The following is a 21867-nucleotide window of genomic DNA, read 5'->3' on the forward strand; positions in this document are numbered from 1 at the left end:
CGTATAGTTTCGATCAGAGGGAGCGCCGCGAAGACGGCCACGAGGTCGCGCATGCTGGACAGGACGAAGGATATTTCCGTCTCCGCGCAGGCTTGGCTCGATGAATTCGAGCGCACATTGGGTCAGCCTGATCCCCCCACGCTGGGTCGCCTTTTCCTCGCCGACAGCTTTTGGCGCGATGTGCTGGCGCTGAGCTGGAACCTGCAGACGATCGCAGGCCGCGATGCGATCGCACAGGAGCTGACCATCCTCGCGCCGAAGGCGGCGCCGACCAGCTTCAAGATCGCGCCAAACCGCGCGCCGCCACGTTGGGTCACGCGCGCCGGCACCAACACTATCGAGGCGATCTTCAATTTCGAGACCGCGATCGGACGCGGCAGCGGTATCGTGCGGCTCGTTCCCGATACTGCCGATGGCGACCGCTTGAAGGCGTGGACGCTGCTCACCGCGCTCGACGAGCTCAAGGGGTTCGAGGAGCAGCTCGGCACGTCGCGGCCGCGTGGTCGGGCCTATTCGCGCGATTTTCGCGGGCCGAACTGGCTCGACCAGCGCAACGCCGCGCGTGACTACGCCGATCGCGACCCCGCCGTGCTGGTGGTCGGCGGCGGCCAGGCCGGGCTCGCCATTGCAGCGCGGTTGAAGCAGATGAATATCGATACGTTGATCGTCGATCGCGAGATGAGGATCGGCGACAATTGGCGCAAGCGCTACCATGCGCTAACCCTGCACAACCAAGTGCAGGTCAATCATCTGCCCTACATGCCGTTTCCGCCGAGCTGGCCGACCTATATCCCCAAGGACAAGCTCGCCAACTGGTTCGAGTCTTACGTCGAGGCCATGGAGCTCAACTTCTGGACCGGCACCGAATTCGAGGCCGGCGTCTATGACGAGGCGAAGGGGCACTGGACCGTGACACTGCGGCGCGCCGACGGCAGCGAGCGGACCATGCATCCGCGCCATGTCGTGATGGCGACCGGCGTCAGCGGCATCGCCAACGTGCCTGATATTCCGAGCATCGCCGATTTCAAGGGCACGCTAGTGCATTCCAGCCGCTATGAGGACGGCGAGAACTGGACGGGAAAGCGCGCCATCGTGATCGGCACCGGCAATAGCGGCCACGACATCGCGCAGGATCTTTACTCGAGCGGCGCGGAGGTGGCGCTGATGCAGCGCTCGCCGACGCTCGTCACCAATATCGAGCCCTCGGCACAACTGGCCTACGCGACTTACAATGAGGGCACGCTCGAGGACAACGATCTGATCGCGGCCTCGATGCCGACACCGCTCGCAAGGAAGACCCATGTGACGCTGACGGAGCAGTCGAAGGAGCTCGACAAGGAGCTGCTCGACGGGCTGCGGCGCGTCGGCTTCAAGCTGGACTTCGGCGAGGCCGGCACCGGCTGGCAGTTCAAATATCTCACCCGCGGCGGCGGCTATTATTTCAACGTCGGCTGCTCCAACCTGATCATCGATGGCGCGATCAAGCTGAAGCAGTTTTCCGACGTCGAGCGCTTCGTTACCGAGGGCGCGCGGATGAAGGACGGCTCGATCATTCCGGCCGATCTCATCGTACTCTCCACCGGCTACAAGCCGCAGGAATACCTGGTGCGGAAATTGTTTGGCGACGCCATCGCCGACCGCGTCGGTCCGGTCTGGGGCTTTGGCGACGGCTTCGAGCTGCGCAACATGTACACACGCACGAAACAGCCGGGTCTCTGGTTCATCGCCGGCAGCCTCGCTCAGTGCCGGATCAACTCGAAATATCTCGCGCTCCAGATCAAGGCGATCGAGGAAGGGATTTTGGGACGTGAGGTGAGCACAGCTTAAGCCTCTCGTCGTTGCGAGCGCAGCGAAGCAATCCAGAATCTTTCCGCAGAGACGGTCTGGATTGCTTCGCGGAGCCTGTCATCGGGCAGCGCTTCGCGCGGACCCGTTGGCTCGCAATGACGGTGTGGAGACGATCGCGCATCGCCGCTACGAAAAAGGAGACTGACCAATGCCAGCCATTCTCGGCACCGGCGAACACCGCTACCGCGTCGTCGAAAATTTCGCAAAACTGCCGGACGGCTGGCAGCTCACCGACGTCGCCTCCGTCGCGGCCGACAGCAAGGACCAGATCTACGTCTTCAACCGCGGCGCCCATCCGATGGTGGTGCTGGACCGTGAGGGCAACTTTTTGCGCAGCTGGGGCGAAGGCCAGTTCTCGCGCGCCCATGGCATGCATATCGACGCGGACGACAATCTCTATTGCACCGATGACGGCGACCACACGGTGCGCAAATGCACCACTGATGGCAAGGTGCTGCTGACGATCGGCATCCCCGAAAAGCCGGCGCCATTCATGAGCGGCGATCCCTTCCATCGCTGCACCCACACCGCGCTGTCGCCGAAGGGCGAGATCTACGTCTCCGACGGCTATGGCAATGCGCGGGTGCACAAGTTCACGCCTGACGGCAAGCTGCTTAAGAGCTGGGGCGAGCCCGGCACCGATCCCGGACAGTTCAACATCGTACACAATATTGCCACCGACGCCGACGGCTGGGTCTATGTCGCCGACCGCGAGAACCACCGCGTGCAGGTGTTCAACGGCGAGGGCAAGTACGAGACGCAGTGGAACAATCTGCACCGGCCCTGCGCGCTGTGCTGCTGCGGCGGGGCTAAGAGCCCGACCTTCGTGATCGGCGAGCTCGGCCCCGGCATGGCCGTCAATCGCAAGGTGCCCAATCTCGGTCCGCGGCTGTCGATCGTGGACGCCAAGGGCAAGCGTATTGCCCGGCTCGGCGGCGAGGAAGGTCCGGGCGTCGCCAGCGGCAAATTCCTGGCGCCCCACGGCATCGCGCTGGATTCGAAGGGCGACATCTATGTCGGCGAGGTCGGCGTCACCGACTGGAAGACCAGCTTCCCGGACGAGGAGATGCCGGCCGCGGTGCGCGCGACGCGGTGCCTGCAGAAGCTGGAGCGGGTGCGGGAGTAGCTGCCACGGCGGCCACGACGCACCGGTGAAGGCGGTTCCGGGCCCGCCGCATGGCTCTCCCCGGAATCGCGGCTTTTTGGGCGCTTTTGCCACCCCGCCGCCGCATTGCTCGCGACTGAATAAGTCGCTCAACGGGCTTCACAATCCCGTCACGCTGCATGTAGTATGTCAGTACATGCTGCTTCGCAGCGTACATTGGAGGCCGGGAGCGTTACTTGAACGCACATGTCTCGCAAGGCAGTTGGCCGGTGTTGGTGCTGAATGCGGACTTCCGGCCGCTGAGTTACTACCCACTGTCTCTGTGGTCGTGGCAGGACGCGATCAAGGCTGTGTTCCTCGACCGCGTCAACATCGTCGCGCATTACGACCAGGCGGTTCGAAGTCCGACGTTAGAGATGCAACTGCCGAGCGTGGTTTCGCTCAAATCCTTCGTCAAGCCGACCACCCATCCCGCCTTCACCCGTTTCAACGTCTTCCTCCGCGACCGCTTCAATTGCCAATATTGCGGCTCGCCCGAAGACCTCACCTTCGATCACATTATCCCGCGCAGCAAAGGCGGCCAGACCACCTGGGAGAACGTGGTCGCGGCATGCTCGCCCTGTAATCTGCGCAAAGGCAATCTCACGCCGGCGCAAGCAAAAATGTTTCCGCGCCAGAGCGCGTTCGCGCCGACCGTGCACCAGCTCCACCGCAACGGCCGCCTGTTTCCGCCGAACTATCTGCACGACAGCTGGCTGGACTATCTTTACTGGGATACCGAGCTGGATCCGTAGAGGCATTTCGGGTGCTTGAAGGCGCTGGTCCTATCGAGCACGAACTAATTTACCCGCGGCGTTATCCGTGTTCCACGCGCCGCGACGACCACCGAACATCCCTATCTCCCGCCTGCTCCATACATGGGCTGCCAGCTGCCTTCCGGGGCCTGGCGTAAATTCTGCAGCAGTCGTTACCGTCCCTTAAACCTCTGGTGGCAGTTTGGATGGGATCCGCGGAACCGCGTGCCAGGCCGCGATCTGTCAGGTTCGAGGTCGTCACCAATGTTTGCCGAAACGCTGGAAGCGGTTCAATCCTCACCGTCGAAGCGAACGATTTATGTCCGCTTCGTGCTCGCGACGCTCGCGGTGATGGTGCTGTTCAAGACGTTCAGGTTCGGCCGCTGGAGCGCCTGGCAAGTCCGCGAACTGTCCGATTTCGACGCCTTCTACATCGTTGCGCGGCAGATCTGGCACGGTCAGCTCGATCTCGTCTACCGGTTCGAGACGCTGGTCCAGCTTCAGCAGGCGTTCAACGGTTCGACTAGCTTCATGCCCTGGACTTATCCGCCGCAATTCGACCTGCTGGTGGCTCCCTTTGCGCTCCTGCCGGCCGGCATCGCCTATCTGCTTTTTATCACCGCGACGCTCACTGCCTATCTCCTGACGATTCGGGCCATCGCCGGCAACAATTTCGCGCACGTCTTGGTCGTGCTGTTTCCCGCGCTGGCGATCACGGTCGGCTGCGGCCAGAATGGCTTTCTCACCGGCGCGCTGATCGGCATCGTTTGCCTCAACGTGGAGCGGCGCCAGATCATCGCTGGTCTTGCGCTCGGAGGAATGGTGATCAAGCCACACCTGGCTATCGCCGCGGGCCTCTACATGCTTGCGACGCGCCGCTGGACGGCGCTTGCAACCGCCGCAGCAGTCGTGCTCGCAAGCTCGCTCGTCTGCACGCTGGCGTTCGGATGGCAGATTTGGGCCGCATGGCTAGGCGCAATCAGGGAATCTGCGATCTTCCTCGACCGCGGCGTTTATCCGCTGTTCCGCATGGTCTCAACCTACGCTGCGCTCAGTCGGGCCGGCGTACCCCCGACCATTGCCTTCTGGGCACAGGCAGCTGCGGCGAGCCTCGCCTTGTCTGCGATCGTGCTTGCCCTCTGGCTTGGAGCGGCGCGCAGAATGTCGCCCTCGTTTGCGCTCGGTGTCGTCGCCATGGTCTCGGTGATGATCAGCCCGTACGCCTATGACTATGACCTGCCGATCATCGGGATTGGCCTCGCGTTGATGCTCCCCGACCTGGCACAAGTGGCAAACGTGCGCGAGCGCAGTTTCGTCTACGGGCTGATCCTGCTTGCCGGCGCCTATGGAATGCTGCAATCGGCAAGGCTCGCGGCGCAGTTCGGCAATGAAGCGGATCTGGATGACAAGTTTACGCCTTCGATCGGAGGCTTCGCGATGATGGCGCTGCTGGCCCTGTTGCTGCGGCTGCTGTGGCGTGGACTGCAGTCTGCCCCCATCGTGACGCAGGCCGCGGAATAGCCTACCCGAGCGTGACGCCATCGCGCGGGACGGAACCGGACCGGCCGGCGCTCGTTCAGATGAGAGCGCACGCTGCGCCGCGTGCCGCGGCGCAACCGAGGAGGCTCATCATGCCCACAGCCGAACATGATCACGTCTACAAGATCCTGGAACTGGTCGGATCATCCGAGACGTCGATCGAGGATGCGATCAAGAACGCGATCGGCCGCGCCGCCAAGACCATTCGCGAGATGAAATGGTTCGAGGTGGTGCAGACACGGGGTCACATCGAGAACGGCACTGTTCGTCACTATCAGGTGACGCTGCGCGTCGGCTTCACGCTGGAGGAATGACGCAGCTGTCACGCTGCGACGAAGTGGTTAACAACTGCCGAGGAGTGTCAATCAAGATATCGTCAACTCCCTCCGGTTGAATACGGACGCACAAAATCATCGCAGAAGTTGCAATAGGCCGTTAAGGCCAAAGTGAGAGGTTTGCGCCGAAATGGAGCAAGCCTGATGGTGACGAGCCGCGAACTCGGCAAGTCGCGCCTTCCGCTCTGGGCGGCGGGGTTCATCGTGCTGATTTGCATTGAGGTCCTCGGCTTGAGCGCCTGGCGCGAATGGGAAGCGCGTAATGCCGATCTCAGGACCGCCGAGATCGACGTCACCAATCTGGCGCATTCGCTGATCCAGCACGCGGACGATACGTTCGAACTCGCCGATACGATCCTGGTCGGGCTGGTCCATCGGCTCGAAATCGACGGGACGGGTCCGGATGCGATTGCGAAACTCCAGGCCTATCTGCCGACACGCAAATCATCGGACCGCATCCGCGGCATCTTCATCTGCGACGCGACCGGCGGGTGGCTTGCCACGACTGAACACCTCGACTTCTCCAAGCTCAACAACAGCGACCGCGACTATTTCCGTCACCATCGCGACTCGCCGGCGACGGACACGCTGATCGGACCGCCCGTCAAGAGCAAAGCCGGCGGCCAATGGATTATCACCGCGTCGCGCCGGATCAACGATTCCGACGGCGGCTTCGCCGGCGTTGTCCTGCTCACGATCGACGTCAGCTATTTCGTCAAATTCTACGAGCGCTTCGACTTCGGGCCGAACGGCTCGGTATCGCTGCTCAACAATAGCGGCATCATGCTGGCGCGCAGTCGCGACGAGAGCGGCGCCTTCGTCGGACGCGACCTGTCCAATGCGCCCTTGTTCAGAAGCTGGAAAAGCCGCCCCGCCGCGGCGGTCTACTATTTCAGGTCGCCGATCGATGGCGTGGAGCGGCTGAGCTACTACCAGCGCAGTAGCCGCTATCCCCTGATGGTGCTGGCAAGCAAGTCGCAAGACGACGTGCTGGTCTCCTGGCGGCGCGCAGCGACCACACGCATGACCTTTGTCCTTGGCCTCGTTGTGCTGATCGCATTGATCGGCTCCTACCTGGTCCGTCAGCTGGTGCAGCGGCAGCGCATGGCCCAGGCCTTGGTCGCCAAGGAAGCAAATTTCCGCCTGCTGGCCGAGCAATCCAGCGACATGGTGACCCGTATCGGACTGGACAACCGGGTGCTCTACGTCTCTCCCTCATGCGCGCGATCACCGGCTGGTCCGCGGAGGAATTGCTGGGCACTTCGGCGCTCGCCGGCATTCACGCGGACGACATTGAACGGGTCCGGCAGGCCATCACCGCGCTGAGGAACGGCGAGGCCGAGGAGGCGCGGTTCGTCTATCGCCAGCATCATCGCGATAAGGGCGAGATCTGGGCCGAGGCGGCGCTGCACGTGACGCTGGCGTCGGACAGCGGCGCGATCGACGGCGTCGTCGCGGTGGTGCGCGACATGACCGAGCAGAAAGACCTTCAGGACAAGCTCGCCTCGCTGGCAACGACCGACGGTCTCACCGGTCTCGCCAACCGGCGCGCATTCGACGAACGCCTTGCCGACGAATGGGCGCGTGCGCGGCGCGACGGCACGCAGCTCTCGTTGCTGCTGATCGATGTCGATCATTTCAAGAAGTTCAACGACCATTACGGACATCTGGCGGGCGACGCCTGCCTGCGCGCGCTCGGCCGGATTCTGTCCACCTACGCGAGGCGTCCGGCCGACCTCGCGGCGCGTTACGGCGGCGAGGAATTCGCGGTGCTGTTGCCGAACACCGGCCCGGATGGTTGCGCCGAGGTCGGCGAAGGAATCCGCCAGGCGCTGCTCGATCTCGCCATGCTGCACGCGCAGAATCCGCCTTCCCGGCTGGTGACTGCGAGCGTCGGCGGCGCGGCTGCTCTTCCGTCCCAGACCACGATGGACTGCAGCACGCTGGTCGCTGCCGCCGACCGCGCGCTCTACGCCGCCAAGGACAGCGGCCGTGACAGGCTGGTGATGTCGGGACAGGTGGTCCCCTGGACCGCGAAGAGCGCGTGACGTCGGAGATTTCGCCCTCGAAACTCGCCGACGTCGGGCCTCGCATCGGCTGGTTTTTGCTCCGCGTTTGTCGCCCGGGTTCGGGCAAGATATGACTCGGATCACGGCCGATGTTCGGCCACTCCGAGAGTGCTGCTGTGACCAATGGGATCAAGCTCGTCCTGTTCGACATGGACAATGTCCTGTGCGACTACGACAGGGGAAAACGTGTCGCGTGTCTGGCGGAGCTTGCGGGATCGACCAGCGAGTTCATCCACAAGGCGATCTGGGACAGCGGATTCGAGCTGCTCGGCGATTGCGGGGTTCTCGACGCCGCCGACTATTTGCGGGGCTTCGGCGAGCGCATCGGCTATCCGCTCTCGCTCGACGAATGGGTCGAGGCGCGGCGCCGTTCAATGCAGGCCAAACGCACGATGCTGGAGATTGCCGGCAGCTTGCGTAAGACCGTCGACATTGCCGTCCTGACCAACAACAGCGCGCTGGTCGCTGACCATATCGACACGCTGTTGCCGGAATTGCGCCCGCTGTTCGGCTCCCGAATCTACACCTCGGCCCAGTTCAAGGCCGCGAAGCCGGACCCGCGCTGCTACCGCCTCTGTCTGTCGGAGCTCAACGTGAGGCCGGAGGCCGCCCTGTTCGTCGACGATCTCATGGCCAATGTCGCCGGCGCACGCGAGGCGGGTCTCTTGGCGCATCACCACACGTCAGTGGAGAGCTTCAGGCAGGCCCTTTCGGAGCTCGGCCTGCTTCACGAATGATCGCGGCCTTCCGCCGGCATCAAGCCAGATGGCACGAGACAAAATGCCCGCCCGCCCCTTCTCTCAGCTCCGGCGCGCTTTCCGCGCAGCGCGGCTGAGCGATCGGACAGCGGGTGTGGAAGTGGCAGCCGGATGGCGGCTTCATCGGGCTCGGCACGTCGCCCTTGAGGCGGATGCGTTCGCGCTTGAGCTTGGGATCGGGCACCGGCACCGCGGATAGGAGCGCCCTGGTGTAGGGATGCTGCGGATTGCGGTAGAGGTCGCTCGCCTTCGCCAGCTCGACGATGCGGCCGAGATACATCACCGCGACGCGGTCGGAGATGTGCTCGACCACAGAGAGATCGTGCGCGACGAACAGATAGGTGAGGTTCAACTCGGCCTGGAGATCTTCCAACAGGTTAATCACCTGCGCCTGGATCGACACGTCGAGCGCGGAGACCGGCTCGTCACAGACGATCAGCTTCGGCTCGACCGCGAGCGCGCGCGCGATCACGATGCGCTGGCGCTGGCCGCCGGAGAATTCATGCGGATAGCGCCGCATGTGCTCGGCCTTGAGCCCGACCTTGACCAGGAGACCCGCGACGCGCTCCTCGCGCTCTTTCGCGGACGACGCGAGATTGTGGATGGTGAAGGCCTCGCCGAGAATCGCGCCGACCGTCATGCGCGGATTGAGCGAGGCGAACGGATCCTGGAACACCAGCTGCATGTTCCGCCGCATCGCGCGCAGATCGTTACCGCCGAGCTTGCGCACGTCCTGGCCGTCGAAGGTGACCTCGCCGTCGGTCGGCTCGATCAGGCGCAGCACGCAGCGTCCCGTCGTCGACTTGCCGCAGCCGGACTCGCCGACGAGACCAAGCGTCTCGCCGCGATTGACCGAGAACGACACGCCGTCGACCGCATAGACGGTGCCGACCTGGCGCGACAACAGGCCGCCGAGCACAGGGAAGTGTTTCTTCAGGCCGCTGACGCGGAGCAAGGGCTCGCTCATGCCGCGCCTCCCAGATTTGTATCTCCCAGATGACAGGCCATGCGATGGCCGGGCGCGATCTCGCGCAGCAGCGGCTCCTTCTCCGTGCAGACCTTCATGGCAAACTTGCAGCGCGGGGCAAAGCGGCAGCCGACCGGCGGATTGATCAGGATCGGCACCGAGCCGCCGATCGCCTCCAGCCGCGTCTTGTGCTCGCTGTCGAGGTCGATGCGCGGGATCGAGCGGATCAAACCTTGCGTATAGGGATGGCGGGGATCGCCGAAGAGGTCATCGACGAGCGCCTCCTCCACCACCTTGCCGGCATACATCACGACGACACGCTGCGCGGTCTCGGCGACGACGCCCATCGCATGGGTGATCAGCATCACCGCCATGCCGAAGCGGTCCTTCATGTCCTGGAGCAGGTCGAGGATCTGGGCCTGGATGGTGACGTCGAGCGCGGTTGTCGGCTCGTCGGCGATGATCAGCTTCGGCTTGCAGGCGAGCGCCATCGCAATCATCACGCGCTGGCGCATGCCGCCGGAGAACTGGTGCGGATAGTTGTGCACCCGGCCTTCGGCGTTCGGGATCTGCACCAGCTTCAGCATCTCGATGGTGCGCTCGAGCGCCTGCTTCTTGGTGACCGCTTCGTGCCGCCGCAGGCTCTCGGCGATCTGCTCGCCGATGGTAAGCACCGGATTGAGCGAGGTCATCGGCTCCTGGAAGATGAAGCCGATCTCCTTGGCGCGGATCTCATCGAGCTGATTGCTCGTCAGCGGGACGAGATCGCGCCCCTCGAAGATGATCTGGCCCGCCGCGATCCGGCCCGGCGGCATCGCGATCAGCTTCAGGATCGACATCGCCGTCACGGTCTTGCCGCAGCCGGACTCGCCGACGACGCAGAGCGTCTCGCCCCTGTTGATGGAGATGTCGACGCCGTCGACGGCCTGGAGGACGCCGTCGTCGGTGGAGAAGTGGGTTTTCAGGCCCTTGATTTCGAGCAGCGGCGCCATCAGATCACCCGTCGCGCATCGAGCGCGTCACGCAGGCCGTCACCGATGAAGTTGATGGCGACGACCGCGATGAAGATCGCGCCGCCCGGGAACAGCGCCCAATGCGGGCCGATGTCGAGAAAGTCCTTGGCGTCGAACAGCAGCCGGCCCCAGGTCGGGGTATCAGGCGGGAAGCCGAGGCCGAGGAAGGACAGCGTCGATTCCGCGATGATCGCGGCGGCGACGTCGATGGTGCCGGCGATGATCACCGGGCCGACCGCATTGGGCAGGATATGGCGCACCACCTGCCGCACCGGGCTGGCGCCGAGCGCGCGCGCGGCTTCGACGAACTCCTTCTCGCGGATCGACAGGAACTGCGCACGCACCAGGCGCGCCACCGGCATCCAGCGAAGGCCCCCGATCACGAGCACGATCAGGATGAAGATGCCGCCCTCTGGTCCGAACAACTGCTTCAGCCCGTCGCGGAAGAGATAGATGAGCAGCAGCAGCAGCGGCAGTTGCGGCAGCGACAGGAAGAGGTCGGTGAGCCACATCAGGCCGTGGCCGAGCGCGCCGCGCGACATGCCGGCGAGCGCGCCGATCAGCATGCCGATGAAGACCGAGACCAGCATCGCGGCGAGCCCGACCGCGAGCGAGATCCGGCCGCCATAGATCATGCGGGCGAGGATGTCCTGACCGAGATCGTCAGTGCCGAAGGGATGCGCCAGCGAAGGCCCCTGCAGGCCGGCGACGATGTCGATCTCATTGATCTTGATGCGCCAGATGAACGGGCCGACCACCACCGCCAGCACCAGGATCAGGAGCAGGAAGGCGCTGATCACGGCGAGCCGGTGGCGGCTGTAACGCCGCCACGTCTCGCGCCAGGGCGAGTAGACGCCCCGCTCAGCGGAGGGAGATGCGAGGGTCAAGCCAGCCATAAAGGACGTCCGCGATGAGGTTGAACAGCACCACGAGGCACGCGAAGACGAAGGTGACGGCCATCACCACCGGCGTGTCGTTGGAAAGGATGGAGGAGATCAGCAGCGAGCCGATGCCGGGAATGCGGAAGATCTGCTCGGTGACGATGGCGCCGCCGAACACCGCGGGCATCTGCAACGCAATGAGCGTCACGACCGGGATCATGGCGTTGCGCATCACGTGCTTGACGATGACCGTGGCCTGGCCGAGCCCCTTGGCCCGCGCCGTGGTGACGTAGTCGAGCCTGATGACGTCGAGCATTGCCGAGCGCACGAAGCGCGTCATCGACGCCGCCTGGAACAGGCCGAGCACCGCCACCGGCATGATCGCCTGCCGGATCATCTCCAGCACCCAGCGGATGCCGGTGGCATTGATGTCGGTGGTGTAGACGAACGGCAGCCAGTCCAGCGTGACCGAGAAGATCAGGATGAACAGGATGCCGGTGAAGAAGGTCGGCAGCGAGAAGCCGACGAAGGCGAGCGTGTTGGCGACCTGGTCGAATATCGAATAAGGCTTGGTCGCCGCATAGACGCCGACGGGAATTGCGACCAGCAGCGCCAGGATCTGCGCCGAGCCGATCACGTAGAGTGTCGTCGGAAGGCGTTGGAGGATGAGCGTATCGACGTTCATCCGGCTGACGAACGAAAAACCCCAGTCGCCGTGCGTCATGGCCGAGAGCCAGTGCAGGTAACGAAGATAGATCGGATCATCCAGGCCAAATTTGGCCCGAAGTGCGGCTTGCACTTCGGGTGGCACGTTCGGATTGGTCGCTAGTTCGGAGAACGGGTCGCCGGGAGCCAGCGCCAGCACAAAGAACAGCACTGCCGAGATGCCGAGCAGGCTCGGAATCGCGATCAGCAAGCGACGCAGGACATACTGACTCATCAGGGATGGATCCTCTTAGCGGCCGTCCCTCACGCCTCCCGGTACCAATCCTGGATGTTGTCCGTCTCGTTCGCCCAGCCGCTCAGCGCTGGCCGCAGCGTGTTGGCCGCGGCTTCCACCTTCAGGCGATGCATCACCGGAATGAACACGGTGTCCTGCCAAAGTAGATCGTTGCACTTGATGTAGAGCGCGGCGCGCTTGACCGGATCGGTCTCGGTCTCAGCCGCCGCAATGGCGGCATCATAGTCCTTGTTGACGTAGCGCGGGAAATTCTGCCCCTGCCACTTGTTCTCCTTGGTGGCCACATTGGCGGAGATGTAGCGGCGCATGTGCAGAGCCGGATCTGGCTGCGTCATCGGGATCTGGAACTCCTCGATGTCGGCATAGAACTTGGGGTAGGTGTCGGGGTTGGCAACGTCCGATGAGAAGAACACCGAGGCGACGACCGATTTCAGCTCCACATCGATGCCGGCCTTCTGGCAGGCCTGCTTGACGATCGCCTGGGTCTTCTGGCGCGGTCCGTTGGTCGAGGTCTGGTACAGGAGTTTGAACTTCTTTCCGTCCTTCTCGCGGATTCCGTCCGCTCCGACTTTCCACCCGGCGTCATCGAGCATCTTCGCCGCCTTCTCGATGTTGAACTCCCACGACGTGTTCTTCGAGACGAATTTTTCGGGGCCGTTGAGGTAGTTGGCGGTGGTACGGCCGGCGCGACCGTAAATCGCCTTTTTGACGGACTCGCGATCGACGAGCAGAGCGAGTGCCTTCCGCACGTTCGGATCCGAGAGGATCGGGTGCTTGGTCTTCATCGAAGACCGTTCGCCATCGACCTCGGTGTTCGGATCGGTGAAGTTGATCGCAATGAACTCGATGTCGCCACCGGTGGCGTAGACCGTCTTGCCCTTGCCGCCCTTCTCCAGACGCAGCAGCACGTCGTCTTCGACCTGCATATTCCAGGCGAAATCGAATTCGCCGGTCTGGATCACCGCCCGCGCCGCGGAGACGGCATCGCCGCCGCCCTTCATCTCGATCGTGTCGAAATGCGGACGGTTGGGCATATGGTAGTCGGGATTGAGCTGGCCGCGGACCACGTCGCCCGGCTTGAATTCCACGAATTTATAGGGACCGGTGCCCACCGGAGCCAGATTGTTCGGCGCCTCGCGGGACTTCGAACCCTTGTAGTCCGCGAACAGATGCTTGGGGATGACGCAGCCATAGGCGCCGACGAAGGCATTTGCCCAGAAGGGTGTCGGAGTCTTGAACAGGATGCGAATGGAGAGATCGCTCACCTTCTCGACCGTGATCTCGCCATAGGTGCTGATCGAAACGGCGGCAGTGGCGGGATCGCTGGCATATTGCCAGGTGAATACGAAGTCGTCGGCGGTGAGCGGCTTGCCATCGTGCCATTTAACTCCCGGCTTGATTTTCCAGACCACCGATTTGGCATCTGCGGCGAGACCGCCGTTTGCAACCGAGGGAATTTCTGCGGCGAGAATCGGGTTGAGATTGCCGTCGGCGTCCCAGCTTGCGAGCGGCTCGTAGAACAGGCGCGATCCGTCCTGGTCCTTGGTGCCGGTGGCGAAATGTGGATTGAGCAGCGTCGGCCCCTGCCACCACAACAGCTTGAGAGGGCCGCCGCCCCCGCGCTTGGTTGGCTTATAGACCGCGGGGCTCTGCGCCATCGCAACGCCGCCGAGCGCGAGAAGCTGATTGGCCAGCGGAGCGGTGAGGCCGACAGCGGCCATGCGCTTGATGAAGACGCGGCGATCCATCCGCCCGTCCTTCACCTGACCGATCATCGAACGCAGTTCTTTATCCAGCATGGTTGTCCCCCGTCTGGTTCCGATAGTGATGAAGGCGGGCCGCCATGCGCGGCCGCCCATTTGGCTGGCAGTAGATGGCACACCGAATGGGGTGCACGTCAACTAGGACCGTGTGTATGCAAACGGTCTTCTGGCTGTCCCTTGGGCAAAATTGCGTTCCGCAGCCCATCCGTGCGGCAATCCAGCATCAAAACCTGCTGGATTGCGCGCTGCACTGCGGAAAATTTGTTCGCCGGATCAGACGAAGTATCGAGGCGAAATTCTACGCCACGGACATATCGAGCGGCGGCGCGACGCGGTCCGGCAACGGACAAATGTAAGGCGTCTTGGCCGTCCGCTTCTGAAGATCCGCCTTGGCAGACTTGATCAGCTCTGGTTCCGTCAGCGCCTTGATGCCGAGCCCGGCCATCGCCTTGGCCGCCTGCACCATGGCCTTGTGCGCATGCGGACTCTTGCCCTGTGCTACCACCTGCCAGGTGTGGAAGGGCGTGCCGATTGCAACCGTCGGTGCATGAACCTGCACGGTCGGGACCACCCAGCTCACGTCGCCCACATCGGTCGAGCCGACCAGCGGGTTGCGCTTGGCATCCAGCGGCACCAGGAAGTCGGCCAGCGGCCGATCGGTCGGCTCCATGCCGATCGCGTAGTAGACCGACGAGATGTCCTTGTCGCTCAGCGTCGCACGGATCTGGCCGGCAAAGCTCTTGTCCGCGTCGTCGAAATGCGGCGGTCCGAGCTCTTCCATCACCCGGTGCAGCGCCTGTTCCAGCGGCGCGTTCGGCAGGATGTTGGAGACTGCGGAGATGATCTTCATTTCCACCTTGGTCTCGGTCATCAGCGCCGCGCCCTGCGCGATCTTGGACACGCGCTCGACCAGTTCGTTCATGCCGGGAAGATCGCGGGCGCGGATCGAATAGCGCACGCGCGCATGGGCCTGCACCACGTTGGGCGCGATGCCGCCGGTGTCGAGCAAGGCATAGTGCACGCGCGCGTCGCTCGGCATGTGCTCGCGCATGTAGTTCACGCCGACGTTCATCAATTCCACCGCGTCGAGCGCAGAACGGCCGAGATGCGGCGAGGCCGCCGCATGCGAGGTGCGGCCGGTGAAGATGAAATCCGCGCGCGTGTTGGCAAGCGACGGCGTCACCGCCACTTCCCAGAAGCTGTGCGGATGCCAGGTGATGGCGATATCGGCATCTTCGAACGCACCGGAGCGCACCATGAAGGCCTTTGCCGCGCCACCTTCCTCTGCGGGGCAGCCGTAATAGCGCACGCGGCCCGGCACCTTGTTCTCGGCGAGCCAGTCCTTCACCGCGGTCGCGGCGAGCAGCGCGGCGGAACCGAGCAGATTGTGACCGCAGCCATGGCCATGGCCACCGGTCTCGATCGGACGGTGCTCGGCAACACCCGCCTCCTGGCTCAATCCCGGCAGCGCGTCATATTCACCCATGAAGGCGATGACCGGACCGCCCTCGCCCCACTCGCCCATCAGCGCAGTCGGGATGCCGGCGACATTCTCGGTGATGCGGAAACCCTGATGGCGCAGCTCGGAGAGATGCTCGGCGGCTGACCGCGCCTCGGTGTAGCACACCTCGGGCGTGCCCCAGACCTTGTCGCTGAGGTCGATGAAACGCGCCTTGATCGTGTCGACGCCACGCCAGATGTCGCTGCGGTTATCCATGCTTCGATCCGTGATTCCTGGTCAAACGAAGCGGCAATGGTTAGCAGCTTCGTTGCACGGCGCCTAGCACCTCGCCAGACACCAGCCATGCGGGGGCTGCCGGATCGAGGGGCCGCCTGCCGTCTGTGCATGAACCGTCGCTAAGCCTTTCGAAGATTTCACGCGGCGTTCTCTGGAATAGTTGGGAACGAGGCTTTCAAGACGGCGTCCTCCAGCCTAAATTATGCGTGCTTCGCGCGTCGTTCCGCCGGCCACGGCGGAGCGATGCTCTCAGCCAGGAGAACTCCATGTCCACCCTGACCGAATGGAGAGTGCCGCCGGCCAATCAGCCGCGTGCGAGCGATTACCGCTTCGATCTCGACCGCGCGCTCGGCTCCGTCGTCGGCCTGCACGCCATCATCCCGCCGGACGCCTTCAGCGCCGAGACGCTGGGCACCGAGCGCGCCGGCAACGGCGTCGTGATCGACGACGGGCTGGTGCTCACCATCGGCTACCTCATCACCGAGGCGGAATCCGTATGGCTGCACCTCGCCGACGGGCGTGTGGTCGAAGGGCATGCGCTCGGTTTCGATTCCGTCACCGGCTTCGGCTTGGTACAGGCGCTCGGCCAGCTCGACGTCGAACCTCTGCCGCTCGGCACCTCGGCGGAGACGCGGATCGGCGACCGCGTCGTGGTCGGCGGCGCCGGCGGCCGCACGCGCTCGGTTGCGAGCCAGATCGTGGCCAAGCAGGAATTCGCCGGCTATTGGGAATATCTGCTGGATGAGGCGATCTTTACCTATCCCGCACATCCGAACTGGGGCGGCACCGCGCTTCTCAACGAACGCGGCGAGTTGATCGGCATCGGCTCGCTCCAACTTGAGCGCGAACGCGACGGCAAGGCCGAGCATGTCAACATGATCGTGCCGATCGACCTCTTGAAGCCGATCCTCGACGACCTGCGCAAGTTCGGCCGCGTCAACAAGCCGGCGCGACCGTGGCTCGGGCTCTTCTCGACCGAGATCGACAACCGCGTGGTGGTGATCGGGATATCCGCCAACGGTCCGGCCGCGCGCGCCGAGCTCAAGACCGGCGATGTCATCCTCGCCGTGGACGGTGACAAGGTCACGAGCCAGACCGGCTTCTACAAGAAGATGTGGGCGCTCGGCGCCGCCGGCGTCGACGTGCCGCTGACCGTGCATCACGAAGGCGTCACCTTCGACGTCACGGTGACCTCGACCGATCGCTTCAAGCTCCTGAAGGCGCCGAAGCTGCACTGACGCAAGGCCTGAGGAAGCGGGGATGACCGAGGCCGTCGTGGACGACATCGTGGCCGTGCTGCCGCCACTGCTCAATGCGCTGGAGGCTCTCGGCTTCTTCCAGCGGCATCTGCACCCGCCGGCCTTCGCGTCGGTGATGAACGCGATCGGCGCGCCTGACGAGGCGCTGCAAGCGGCGCGGGCGGCGATCGGCGACTGGCCTGAGCGGTTCACCGACCTACGCGGTCGGCTCGATCGCGCCTGCGACGAGACACTCGCCGCCTTTGCCGGCATTCGCGAGGTCGAGCGCGGCAATGGCGACCTCGTCGCCGTGTTTCGCGCGCTACGCCACCTGCCGCGCGCACAGGAGGCGCTCTATCCGCTGGCGCTCCAGTTTCCGCCGGTGAGCAGCTTCTTTCTCAACGCTGCCAATCGCGAAGATGCCGATCTGTCGTCGCGGCTCGAAGTCGGCGCGAGCGAAAATACCGGCATCTTCCATGATCACAACGAGCCCGGCAGCCGCGGCGGCTTCTCGGTCTATGTGCCCGAATATTACACGCCCGATCGCGCCATGCCGCTGGTGATGGCGCTGCATGGCGGCAGCGGCAACGGGCGCGGTTTCCTGTGGGGCTGGTTGCGCGATGCGCGCAGCCTTGGCGCAATCCTGGTGGCGCCGACCGCAACCGGCCCGACCTGGGCGCTGATGGGCGACGATGGCGACACGCCGAACCTCATGCGCATCCTCGGGACCGTGCGCAGCCGGTGGAAGGTTGATACCTCGCGGATGCTGCTGACCGGCATGAGCGACGGCGGCACCTTCTGCTACGTCACCGGCCTCGACGGCGCCTCACCCTTCACGCATCTTGCGCCGGTGTCGGCGACCTTCCATCCGCTGATGGCGGAGATGGCGGACGCCGCGCGCGTCCAGCGCCTGCCGGTCTTCATCACGCACGGCAAGCTCGACTGGATGTTTCCGGTGCAGACCGCGCGGCAGACGCAGGCGGCGCTCTCTGCCGCTGGCGCCGACGTCACCTATCGGGAGATCGACGACCTCAGTCACACCTATCCGCGCGAAATCAACGCGGAGCTGCTGGAATGGCTGAATGGGACATGAACGATCCGTCCTTATCTGTGCCGTACTGCCGCGGGAACCATCGCTCCGGGCCGACGTTATCGCCGGTCACCGGAGGTTCGCTATGCAGACTTTTTTTGGAATGATCCTGGGCGCGCTGCTGCTCGCGGGCGGCGTTTACGTCTATGATTCCATGCAGACGTCGTCGGTCGCCAATGGCGAGGTCGCGATCACCAATCGCACCATCGTGAACTGGGATGTCGCCAAAGCCGATTGGGACGCGCTGCGCGACCGCGCGCACAAGGACTGGGTCCGGATCTCGTCGAAGTAACGAGGCCGCATCATGACCAAGGCGCCGTCGCGAACTCCGCGGCGGCGCCTTTGTGTTGCGTGCTGACTATCGCTCGGCTCAGTTCATCTTGGCCTTGCGTGCGTCGGCAATGACCTGCTCGAACTCGTTCATGCTCAGCACGCCCGGTACGCGGTACTTGCCGACGATGAAGGATGGCGTGCCGCGGAAGCCAAAGGCTTCGGCCTGCTCATTGTTGCGCTTGAGGATGGCGTCGATGTCTTTTGCATGGTCGGCGAGATCGCGCTTCAGCCGGTCCATGTCGACGCCGGCGCCAGCAAGAAGCTCATTGATGCGCGGCTCGGTCAGGCGCGAGCTGACGCCCATCATGGCGTCGTGGGCCTGATGGTACTTGCCCTGGAATTTGGCGGCGAGCGCGGTCCGCGCCGCCGTGACCGAGACCGGCCCGAGGATCGGCCAATCCTTCATCACCAGCCGCACCTTGCCGTCGTCCTGGACGACCTGGCGCAGCTCAGGCTCGAGCTTGCGGCAATAGGGACAATTGTAGTCGGACCATTCGACGATGGTGATGTTGCCGTCGGGATTGCCGGCAACCGGCGTGTCGGGATCGCGCAGCACCTTGGTTTCGGTCAGCACCTCGTCGGCGGCGGCGGCGCGCCCGAAAGTGGTCCCGCCCGCCGCCAAGGCGCCCGCCCCTATCAACGTCAACGCCGCGCGCCGCGTCGTCACAAGGCCCTTATTCCCAGATCCTGCCATAGCTCGTCCCGTTTCGGTCCCATCGCCGCAAATACGATTCGGGACCGGGAATTGTTACGGCTGATATAGAGCGTCGCGGGCGCGATGTCATCGCCATGCTATGCGCGGATCGCGGCCGGCGCTGGCGGAGCCGCAGCGCGCGGCAGCACCGCCATCAGCGTGCCGGTCATGGAAGCGATCAGCGTCGCCTTGCCCTCATGCTCGGCAAAGGCCCTGGCCTCGCAAAAGGTGAGCGTGCGGCCGGGTTTGACCACCTCGGCCTTGAAGACAAAACGTTCGCCCCTAGCAGGTGCGAGCAGCGTGGTCTTGAACTCGACGGTGAGGATGTCCGCGTCACGCGGCATCAGGGTGAAGGCGGCGACGCCGCAGGCATTGTCGAGGCCTGCGGTGATGATACCGGCATGGACAAAACCATTCTGCTGCGTGAAGGCAGCCGAATGCGGCATCGCCAGCTCCACCTCGCCCGGGGCGAGCTGGACAATCGAGATGCCGAGCGTGTGCATTGTCGGCTGGGCCGCGAACATCGCCGTGGCCGCCGCGCGGTAATCCGGGTTTTTCGGCTCGAATGCGACCATGATTCACGCCTCCGCCCGCACGGAAAGGTACTTCACGGCGATCTCTCGGATGGCATCGGCGAACGCTACGGACTTCCGCAACTGGCGGTCCATGTGCACGCCGGTGATCTCGCAGGTCGCCGCGAGTTCGCACGTCTCGGCATTCGCCATGTCGTGCCGGAAGCGGACCGTCTTTTCGCGAACTTCAAGCAGATGGCTGCGGATCTCGATGATGTCGCCGGCGAGCAGCTCGCGCTTGTAGGCGATGTTCTGCTGCACCGCGGCCATGCCGCGGCCGGAGCTGCGCAGATAGCTCGGCGTCAGTCCGAGCCGGGCGAACAGATTCCAGTTGGCCTCGTCGAATTTGCCGACATACCACATGATGTTCATGTGGCCGACGTGGTCGCATTGCCACGGATAGACCGTGCCGCGATAGGTCGCCTCCTGCTCCATCGCAAGTCGCTCCCTGTCCTTTTCTTCCGCCTTTGCGGATTGATACGGTAGCGTATCAGAGCTCCGTCGCGCTAGCAATACGGCACCGTATCAAGAATCCGGCGAGGCTACCTTCATGAGCGACGGCAAGGGCGATGTCTGGGTCGAGGCAGGATTTACCGAGCTCGCCCGCTCGGGGGTCGAGGGCGTGCGGGTGGAGGTGCTCGCCAAGAATCTCGGCGTCACCAAGGGCGGCTTCTATCGCCGCTTCGCCGACCGGGCCGCACTGCTCGAAGCCATTCTTGAGCGCTGGCGCGAGGGACGTATCGCGGCGATCGCGCAGCAGACGAGTCTCGACGGACAACAGCCCCGCGAGCGACTGAAGGCGGTGATCCAGCTCTATTCCGAGCGGCTCAATCCGGCAGCCATGGCGATCGAGCTCGCGATCCGGCAATGGGCCCGCTCGGATGAGGCCGCGGCGGCGGCAGTAGCGAGCGTGGACGCGGCGCGGCTCAAGCACGTCGCCCAGCTCTATCGCGCGACCGGCCTTGCGGCCGAGGAGGCGGAGGCGCAGGCCTTCCTGTTCTACTGCTTCATCTTCGGCCAGAGCCTGTTGTTCGTCGAGCGCAGCCCGCGCAAGCGGTCGCAGCTCGTGGCGAAATCGGCCGAGAAGCTGTTGGACTAGACAAGACGGCCGGAGCGTTGCTCCGGCCGGTGCATCAATTCGAAGCTCAGGCAGCGCCCTTCAGCTTCTTGGTGCATTCGCTGTAATAGCCGCCGCCCTTCTGGATCCACTTCAAGCCGCCATTGCCGTTGGTGGCCTTGTTGGCATTGTACTGATCGACGCAGGTGTGGAGCCGCGCCTTGCCGGGGGTCTCCTTGGCGTATTTCGGATCGACCGCGTTCGGATAGATCGCGGGTCCAGTCGGCAGCGCCGGCGCGGCGGCGGGCGCGGCCTCCTTCTTCGCCTGCTTCGGCTCGGCAGGAGCGGCGGGCGCAGCCGGAGCAGCCGCCGTGGGCGCCGCGGCAGGCGTTGCGTCTGCACCACACTGGGCCTTGCGGAAGTCATTCCACTTCATGGTGCCGAGCGAGCCGTCCTTCTTGGCCGCCTGATATTTTGCGCTGCACTCCTGCGCGGTCAGTGCCTGCGCCGGCGCGCTCGCCACCAATGCCGCGACACCTGACGCTGCAATCGCACACAACAATTTTGTCTGAATGGTCATCCCTGGGTCTCCTCCTTGGTCTTCCTCGAGGGAAGCGAAACGAGGATTGCTATCCTAGCGTGTCGGTCGCTTGCGACAAGGATGCGATGAGTTGCGCCGGCAAAATATAGTGATCCCGTCGCTCAACTCATTCATGTCGCGTTCAGCAAGGCGAGCCGACGTTCCCAAACCTTCGCAATTTTCCCAAGAAGAGTGCAACACATGACCTTCACCTCCCGCCTCGCCGCCCTCGCTCTCGTCTCCCTGCTCGCCACCGGCACTGCCTTCGCCCAGGCCGCCGCGCCGGCCGCCAAAACCGACACTGCTGCCACCGCCGACAAGAAGGCGCCGAAGGAGCGCTCGGCGGAATCGCTCGAATGCTCCAAGCAGGCGGACGCCAAGGGATTGAAGGGCAAGGAGCGCAAGAAATTTCGCCGCGAGTGCATGAAGGAAGCGAAGGCCGGCACCGCCGCGCCCGCCGCCCCTGCCGCCGACAAGAAGTAAGTCCGCCCCGATCCTCCGCGAGCAGCGAGAGGCATGCGCATTGCGGCAT

General features: G+C 64.1%; 21 protein-coding genes and 1 pseudogene. 12 read left to right on the forward strand and 10 right to left on the reverse strand.

All coding sequences use genetic code 11. The features are described from left to right. The first annotated feature begins 51 nt into the window (after window positions 1–51). The 7 genes and pseudogenes from CWO91_RS09855 to CWO91_RS09885 all read left to right on the forward strand — a co-directional run bounded on the left by CWO91_RS09855 (window position 52) and on the right by CWO91_RS09885 (window position 8427). Window positions 52–1827, forward strand: coding sequence for a flavin-containing monooxygenase (locus CWO91_RS09855; RefSeq protein ID WP_130213294.1), 1776 nt, complete (start codon window positions 52–54; stop codon window positions 1825–1827). A 169-nt stretch (window positions 1828–1996) separates the two neighbouring features. Then, window positions 1997–2974 (forward strand): peptidyl-alpha-hydroxyglycine alpha-amidating lyase family protein, encoded by a 978-nt coding sequence (locus CWO91_RS09860; protein WP_130213295.1) that lies wholly within the window; start codon window positions 1997–1999, stop codon window positions 2972–2974. Window positions 2975–3189: 215 nt separating this feature from the next. After that, window positions 3190–3747 (forward strand): HNH endonuclease, encoded by a 558-nt coding sequence (locus tag CWO91_RS09865; protein WP_018646514.1) that lies wholly within the window; start codon window positions 3190–3192, stop codon window positions 3745–3747. Window positions 3748–4011: 264 nt separating this feature from the next. Beyond that, entirely contained in the window at window positions 4012–5268 is a 1257-nt protein-coding gene (locus CWO91_RS09870; protein ID WP_130213296.1) for a glycosyltransferase family 87 protein, read from the forward strand. Between the two features lie 110 nt (window positions 5269–5378). After that, the gene (locus tag CWO91_RS09875; protein ID WP_130213297.1) at window positions 5379–5600 is read left to right on the forward strand and encodes a dodecin; all 222 of its coding nucleotides are present in this window, start codon (window positions 5379–5381) and stop codon (window positions 5598–5600) included. Between the two features lie 165 nt (window positions 5601–5765). Then, window positions 5766–7669, forward strand: a pseudogene (locus CWO91_RS09880) (sensor domain-containing diguanylate cyclase). A gap of 110 nt (window positions 7670–7779) precedes the next feature. Beyond that, the gene (locus tag CWO91_RS09885) at window positions 7780–8427 is read left to right on the forward strand and encodes an HAD family hydrolase (RefSeq protein WP_130213298.1); all 648 of its coding nucleotides are present in this window, start codon (window positions 7780–7782) and stop codon (window positions 8425–8427) included. A gap of 19 nt (window positions 8428–8446) precedes the next feature. On the opposite strand, the gene CWO91_RS09890 is transcribed toward CWO91_RS09885, so the two are convergent. The 6 genes from CWO91_RS09890 to CWO91_RS09915 form a co-directional block, all read right to left on the reverse strand. After that, entirely contained in the window at window positions 8447–9415 is a 969-nt protein-coding gene (locus CWO91_RS09890; RefSeq protein ID WP_130213299.1) for an ABC transporter ATP-binding protein, read from the reverse strand. Further along, window positions 9412–10407, reverse strand: coding sequence for an ABC transporter ATP-binding protein (locus CWO91_RS09895; RefSeq protein WP_130213300.1), 996 nt, complete (start codon window positions 10405–10407; stop codon window positions 9412–9414). Before CWO91_RS09895 ends, CWO91_RS09890 begins: the two co-directional genes overlap by 4 nt. After that, window positions 10407–11324, reverse strand: a complete 918-nt coding sequence (locus CWO91_RS09900; protein WP_130213301.1) for an ABC transporter permease — start codon at window positions 11322–11324, stop codon at window positions 10407–10409. Before CWO91_RS09900 ends, CWO91_RS09895 begins: the two co-directional genes overlap by 1 nt. Then, window positions 11290–12249: an ABC transporter permease gene (locus CWO91_RS09905; RefSeq protein WP_130213302.1), complete on the reverse strand. Its 960-nt coding sequence runs from the start codon at window positions 12247–12249 to the stop codon at window positions 11290–11292. Before CWO91_RS09905 ends, CWO91_RS09900 begins: the two co-directional genes overlap by 35 nt. Window positions 12250–12278: 29 nt before the next feature. Beyond that, entirely contained in the window at window positions 12279–14069 is a 1791-nt protein-coding gene (locus CWO91_RS09910; protein WP_130213303.1) for a peptide ABC transporter substrate-binding protein, read from the reverse strand. Between the two features lie 262 nt (window positions 14070–14331). After that, window positions 14332–15750: a M20 family metallopeptidase gene (locus CWO91_RS09915; RefSeq protein WP_130213304.1), complete on the reverse strand. Its 1419-nt coding sequence runs from the start codon at window positions 15748–15750 to the stop codon at window positions 14332–14334. A gap of 287 nt (window positions 15751–16037) precedes the next feature. On the opposite strand from CWO91_RS09915, the gene CWO91_RS09920 reads away from it, so the two are divergent. From CWO91_RS09920 to CWO91_RS09930, 3 genes are all read left to right on the forward strand, one after another. Next, window positions 16038–17009 (forward strand): S1C family serine protease, encoded by a 972-nt coding sequence (locus CWO91_RS09920; RefSeq protein ID WP_130213305.1) that lies wholly within the window; start codon window positions 16038–16040, stop codon window positions 17007–17009. A gap of 22 nt (window positions 17010–17031) precedes the next feature. Next, the gene (locus tag CWO91_RS09925; protein ID WP_130213306.1) at window positions 17032–18102 is read left to right on the forward strand and encodes a phospholipase; all 1071 of its coding nucleotides are present in this window, start codon (window positions 17032–17034) and stop codon (window positions 18100–18102) included. Window positions 18103–18184: 82 nt separating this feature from the next. Beyond that, entirely contained in the window at window positions 18185–18391 is a 207-nt protein-coding gene (locus CWO91_RS09930) for a hypothetical protein (protein ID WP_027573305.1), read from the forward strand. A 78-nt stretch (window positions 18392–18469) separates the two neighbouring features. Here the strand turns inward: CWO91_RS09930 and CWO91_RS09935 are convergent, their stop codons facing one another. The 3 genes from CWO91_RS09935 to CWO91_RS09945 form a co-directional block, all read right to left on the reverse strand. Continuing rightward, window positions 18470–19126: a DsbA family protein gene (locus tag CWO91_RS09935; protein WP_130213307.1), complete on the reverse strand. Its 657-nt coding sequence runs from the start codon at window positions 19124–19126 to the stop codon at window positions 18470–18472. Between the two features lie 98 nt (window positions 19127–19224). Next, window positions 19225–19701 (reverse strand): PaaI family thioesterase, encoded by a 477-nt coding sequence (locus CWO91_RS09940; RefSeq protein WP_130213308.1) that lies wholly within the window; start codon window positions 19699–19701, stop codon window positions 19225–19227. A 3-nt stretch (window positions 19702–19704) separates the two neighbouring features. Beyond that, on the reverse strand, window positions 19705–20133 hold the full coding sequence (locus CWO91_RS09945) for an acyl-CoA thioesterase (RefSeq protein WP_130213309.1): 429 nt from the start codon (window positions 20131–20133) through the stop codon (window positions 19705–19707). A 115-nt stretch (window positions 20134–20248) separates the two neighbouring features. Between CWO91_RS09945 and CWO91_RS09950 the strand changes: the two genes are divergently transcribed. Then, window positions 20249–20797: a TetR/AcrR family transcriptional regulator gene (locus CWO91_RS09950; protein WP_130213310.1), complete on the forward strand. Its 549-nt coding sequence runs from the start codon at window positions 20249–20251 to the stop codon at window positions 20795–20797. A gap of 46 nt (window positions 20798–20843) precedes the next feature. On the opposite strand, the gene CWO91_RS09955 is transcribed toward CWO91_RS09950, so the two are convergent. Next, entirely contained in the window at window positions 20844–21335 is a 492-nt protein-coding gene (locus tag CWO91_RS09955; RefSeq protein ID WP_130213311.1) for a hypothetical protein, read from the reverse strand. Window positions 21336–21536: 201 nt separating this feature from the next. On the opposite strand from CWO91_RS09955, the gene CWO91_RS09960 reads away from it, so the two are divergent. Next, window positions 21537–21818, forward strand: coding sequence for a PsiF family protein (locus tag CWO91_RS09960; RefSeq protein ID WP_130213312.1), 282 nt, complete (start codon window positions 21537–21539; stop codon window positions 21816–21818). Window positions 21819–21867 lie beyond the last annotated feature (49 nt).

Source organism: Bradyrhizobium genosp. SA-3, from assembly GCF_004212635.1.
Classification (GTDB): Bacteria; Pseudomonadota; Alphaproteobacteria; order Rhizobiales; family Xanthobacteraceae; genus Bradyrhizobium.

Coding starts and splice junctions, on each gene's coding strand:
- CWO91_RS09855 (WP_130213294.1), top strand. CDS start 52: ATGCTGGACAGGACGAAGGATATTTCCGTCTCCGCGCAGGCTTGGCTC.
- CWO91_RS09860 (WP_130213295.1), top strand. CDS start 1,997: ATGCCAGCCATTCTCGGCACCGGCGAACACCGCTACCGCGTCGTCGAA.
- CWO91_RS09870 (WP_130213296.1), top strand. CDS start 4,012: ATGTTTGCCGAAACGCTGGAAGCGGTTCAATCCTCACCGTCGAAGCGA.
- CWO91_RS09875 (WP_130213297.1), top strand. CDS start 5,379: ATGCCCACAGCCGAACATGATCACGTCTACAAGATCCTGGAACTGGTC.
- CWO91_RS09885 (WP_130213298.1), top strand. CDS start 7,780: ATGTTCGGCCACTCCGAGAGTGCTGCTGTGACCAATGGGATCAAGCTC.
- CWO91_RS09890 (WP_130213299.1), bottom strand. CDS start 9,415: ATGAGCGAGCCCTTGCTCCGCGTCAGCGGCCTGAAGAAACACTTCCCT.
- CWO91_RS09895 (WP_130213300.1), bottom strand. CDS start 10,407: ATGGCGCCGCTGCTCGAAATCAAGGGCCTGAAAACCCACTTCTCCACC.
- CWO91_RS09900 (WP_130213301.1), bottom strand. CDS start 11,324: ATGGCTGGCTTGACCCTCGCATCTCCCTCCGCTGAGCGGGGCGTCTAC.
- CWO91_RS09905 (WP_130213302.1), bottom strand. CDS start 12,249: ATGAGTCAGTATGTCCTGCGTCGCTTGCTGATCGCGATTCCGAGCCTG.
- CWO91_RS09910 (WP_130213303.1), bottom strand. CDS start 14,069: ATGCTGGATAAAGAACTGCGTTCGATGATCGGTCAGGTGAAGGACGGG.
- CWO91_RS09915 (WP_130213304.1), bottom strand. CDS start 15,750: ATGGATAACCGCAGCGACATCTGGCGTGGCGTCGACACGATCAAGGCG.
- CWO91_RS09920 (WP_130213305.1), top strand. CDS start 16,038: ATGTCCACCCTGACCGAATGGAGAGTGCCGCCGGCCAATCAGCCGCGT.
- CWO91_RS09925 (WP_130213306.1), top strand. CDS start 17,032: ATGACCGAGGCCGTCGTGGACGACATCGTGGCCGTGCTGCCGCCACTG.
- CWO91_RS09930 (WP_027573305.1), top strand. CDS start 18,185: ATGCAGACTTTTTTTGGAATGATCCTGGGCGCGCTGCTGCTCGCGGGC.
- CWO91_RS09935 (WP_130213307.1), bottom strand. CDS start 19,126: ATGGCAGGATCTGGGAATAAGGGCCTTGTGACGACGCGGCGCGCGGCG.
- CWO91_RS09940 (WP_130213308.1), bottom strand. CDS start 19,701: ATGGTCGCATTCGAGCCGAAAAACCCGGATTACCGCGCGGCGGCCACG.
- CWO91_RS09945 (WP_130213309.1), bottom strand. CDS start 20,133: ATGGAGCAGGAGGCGACCTATCGCGGCACGGTCTATCCGTGGCAATGC.
- CWO91_RS09950 (WP_130213310.1), top strand. CDS start 20,249: ATGAGCGACGGCAAGGGCGATGTCTGGGTCGAGGCAGGATTTACCGAG.
- CWO91_RS09955 (WP_130213311.1), bottom strand. CDS start 21,335: ATGACCATTCAGACAAAATTGTTGTGTGCGATTGCAGCGTCAGGTGTC.
- CWO91_RS09960 (WP_130213312.1), top strand. CDS start 21,537: ATGACCTTCACCTCCCGCCTCGCCGCCCTCGCTCTCGTCTCCCTGCTC.